This is a genomic window from Fretibacterium fastidiosum (assembly GCF_000210715.1).
GTDB classification, from domain to species: domain Bacteria; phylum Synergistota; class Synergistia; order Synergistales; family Aminobacteriaceae; genus Fretibacterium; species Fretibacterium fastidiosum.
In genome coordinates, this window is the sequence record NC_021038.1 from 780,732 (window position 1) to 782,663 (window position 1,932).

The 1,932-nt window shown below is 55.3% G+C and carries 1 protein-coding gene and 1 pseudogene; both read right to left on the minus strand.

Translation table 11 applies throughout. From position 1 onward, the window contains the following. Window positions 1-200: pseudogene (locus SY1_RS03430) on the minus strand (aminomethyl-transferring glycine dehydrogenase subunit GcvPB); the annotation flags it as partial. Window positions 201-206: 6 nt separating this feature from the next. Then, complete coding sequence (gene gcvPA, locus SY1_RS03435) at window positions 207-1,595, minus strand: aminomethyl-transferring glycine dehydrogenase subunit GcvPA (RefSeq protein WP_208873966.1); 1,389 nt, start codon at window positions 1,593-1,595, stop codon at window positions 207-209. Between the last annotated feature and the right edge of the window lie 337 nt (window positions 1,596-1,932).

Sequence of the window (1,932 nt, forward strand, 5' to 3'; positions counted from 1 at the left end):
GACATTTCCGGAAGGGCGGGAGCGCTCTTTCTCCTCAGGCGCTCCGGCACCAGATCCTCGACGCGCCCCGCTTTATCCCTGACATGTTCCGAGGCCTGCGGGATGAGGATACCGCGTTCTCCCCGATTGCCCAACTCCAGGATAATGGGTTCATCCCACCGCGCTTCATGAAAGTCCCTGTTTCTCCTGAATTTGCCCATTCTTCCCTACCTCCGTGCGATCTCAGCAAGAGCCGACTTTAAGGCCTGCACGTCTTCCTCCGAAGTCAGCTCCGAGATGCAATAAAGCGCGCTCTGGCCGAGTTGTGGGAAGTCGCCGCTGAGGTCCTTGCCACCGAATATCCCCTTCTCCAGCAGCGCCCCGTTGATCTCGGCAACGCTTTTTCCCGTCTCATCAAAATTAACGACAAACTCCTGAAAGTTCGCGCCTCCGAACAAGTTGACCTTAAGGCCCTGAACTTCGCTCAAGTCCAAGATGGCGTACTTCGTCTTTTGAACGATGGATTCTCCAAGCTCATACATGCCCTTCGGCCCCATGCTGGCCAGATAAACGGCGGCAGTGATCGCCCAAAGCCCTGTTTCGGTGCCAAAGTACTCATTGGCGTTCTCGCGGCTGCCGTGCGAACAGCGATAGTTCATCGCCCGTCCCCAGCCAAATCGTCCTTCCTGCTTCGTCTTTGCAATACCGTACATATACGTTGGGAACTGTTCGACATATTCCTGTTTCTGCTGACAGGCGATGAAGCCCGCCTGACCGCCTCCAAACTGCACGTGCATCCCCAACGGCTGGATATCCCCGCAAACCAGGTCCGCCCCCAGGTTCAAGGGGCTCTCTACGATGCCGAGCGAAGCGGTTTCCGGCTGAGCGACACACAAGGCATCGTATTGATGAGCCCTGTCCGCAATGCCCTCCGCCTGCGTTTCAAAAAAGCCCAGATAGGAGGGGTTTTCATAGAAGACAGCCGCCGTCTTGTTCTCCTTCAGCTTCGCGGAGAGGTCCGCTAAATCCATGAGGCCGGACTTTTTGTCACACTCCACCTTAATAATTTTAATCGACCTTCCGACGTACTGGGTGACCTGAGAGACGATCTCAGGGTTCATCGTAGAAGGGATCAAAAGCGTATCCTTGGAACGCCCTTCGGCTTCCTTGATGCGGAGCGCCATACGCAGCGACGAAGCGACGGATTGCGATGCGTCGTAAGTGGTATAGCTAACCACTTCCGCATCGAGCAGTTCCCCCATCATGCTGCAATATTCAAAGATCGCCTGCATTTTTCCGTGATCCGAATACGTGTCTCCACAATAGGCCGTCAAGAATTCGCCCCTTGAGTTGATCTCGTCGCAGAGGGCGGGGACCTGGTGCCTGTAGCATCCTGCACCAAGAAAACTGATGTACTCGTCCGTCGTAACGTTTTTGTTCAGGATGCCCATGACGTGCCTCTTCAACTCGTACTCGCTTCCGATAGGTTCCGGCAGGTCCAGGCGCTCCTTGTACAGAAGATCGTCAGGGATCAAACTCTTGTAGATGGCCTCCACGCTCTCGACTCCAATCTCGTCCAGCATGGCTTTCTTAATGGCAGGGACGCTATTGGGCATATAGGGATGCACAAACCCCGGGTCCTTTTTCACGTTATCCACTCCTTTTCAAGAAGCCCATCGCTCTGTTACAGCACTATGCTGCTTGGATCCCCTATTGATTGACGATTCTATGGCTTCCCGCAGGGGTAATGTCAAACCGCCCCGCCAATACCGAATTAGGCTCAAGAGACTGTCGTGCCAAGGCGCCGCCATGCCGTTTGCCAACGCTCGGATCGCAAGAGACACGGCCCTTCGCCAACTACTGAGCTGTGCTTACCGGAGACTCGTCTTCCCGTCCAGTGGCAGCTTCATGACCTCGCCTCTCTTTCGCGGCAATGCCCCCGCTCCCACTCCA

What these genes read in the sequence shown, in the direction of transcription:
- gcvPA (WP_208873966.1), bottom strand. Translation starts at nt 1,595, where the DNA reads ATGCCCAATAGCGTCCCTGCCATTAAGAAAGCCATGCTGGACGAGATT.